The 1214-nt window shown below is 34.6% G+C and carries 2 protein-coding genes; both read left to right on the forward strand.

Annotation, left to right across the window (positions count from 1 at the left end; genetic code table 11):
- The first annotated feature begins 107 nt into the window (after window positions 1–107).
- Window positions 108–443 (forward strand): hypothetical protein, encoded by a 336-nt coding sequence (locus B155_RS0112660; protein ID WP_018128624.1) that lies wholly within the window; start codon window positions 108–110, stop codon window positions 441–443.
- Window positions 444–535: 92 nt separating this feature from the next.
- Window positions 536–961: a hypothetical protein gene (locus B155_RS0112665; protein ID WP_018128625.1), complete on the forward strand. Its 426-nt coding sequence runs from the start codon at window positions 536–538 to the stop codon at window positions 959–961.
- Window positions 962–1214: the final 253 nt, after the last annotated feature.

Below are 1214 nucleotides of genomic sequence, written 5' to 3' on the forward strand. Positions count from 1 at the left end.
TTAGCAACATAACAAGCGTTTTAAGCGGACTCGAACGTGGTTCGGGTCGTTAATTTTAAACTCCAGACTCGCCGCTTAAACGCAGGGTCGTTATATGGCTTACCAGCATGGAACAAGTAGATGCCTTTTACAGAGCTTTTGATATTTATGTTTTCTGCATAGTCATCGCTGTTAATTTTTTTCTGTTTTTTAAAAAGCCAAAGTTCAAATTGAAATGGCAAGTGTTAATACCGTGGTTCATTTTGTTCTTCTTCCTTTTTCCTTACGTGTCTGCAGAAATTGAAGCTTATAAATTTCATGAAGCTACCAAAGGTCAAGCCGTTGATGGTTTCGAAACACTTTACATTTTTGCCAGATGGTTTATGTATTGGGGCTTTGGTTTAGTTCAACTTTTATTACTTTTTCTACTGTCAAGATTAACTCAAAACAAAACAGCCATATAACAAGCGTTTCAAGCGGACTCGGTTAGGGTTCGAAACTTTAATAATTAACCCCAGACTCGCCGCTTAAACGCCGGGTCGTTATAGCGCTAAGAATGAAAAAGCTTTTTTTAGTCATATTTACATGCAGTCTCATTTCTTGTGAAAAGAAAGTAGAAGTTAAAAATATTGTTTCATTCACAAATGATTTCAAGAAATATGGTGCTTTTCATCAATTTGAAAAAGGTGACCAAAAAAACATCATTTTTCAATTATTTAGCATTCCAGATTCTTTGTCAAAACTATACTCGAAAAGAGATTCCTTAATTCAAAAATCCATTGATGGAAATAATGAAAGTCTTCAAGTTTTACGTGAAAACGGTTGGGACGAAGAGTTTACTTTTGATATTAATAATTTCACTTTAATTAGAAATGATACTTTTTTGGTCACTGATAACGAATATAATATTAGCTTTGATCAAATCGAGAAAACTGATAGTTCATTTGAACTAAGAAATGCAGGTATCAAAGTTGTATTCTAAATCATGTTCGCGCTATAACAAGCGTTTCAAGCGGACACTGAATCAAGTTCAGCGCATGCTCGTTTATAGCCTTTAACTAAAATCTTACATTGTAACGTACCGCTTAAACGCCGGGTCGTTATACAACCTTGATCTATGAATAAATATCAGGTCATGCCTAGAGGTGAAAACTTCTTACTCGATTTTGTTGATAAGGAAAAAAAGTGTGGTTTCTTTACCACCATTTGGGTTGAGGCGAAAGATTATGAAGAAG

It is taken from the genome of Balneola vulgaris DSM 17893 (assembly GCF_000375465.1).
Taxonomy (GTDB): Bacteria; Bacteroidota; Rhodothermia; order Balneolales; family Balneolaceae; genus Balneola; species Balneola vulgaris.

What these genes read in the sequence shown, in the direction of transcription:
- B155_RS0112660 (WP_018128624.1), top strand. Translation starts at nt 108, where the DNA reads ATGGAACAAGTAGATGCCTTTTACAGAGCTTTTGATATTTATGTTTTC.
- B155_RS0112665 (WP_018128625.1), top strand. Translation starts at nt 536, where the DNA reads ATGAAAAAGCTTTTTTTAGTCATATTTACATGCAGTCTCATTTCTTGT.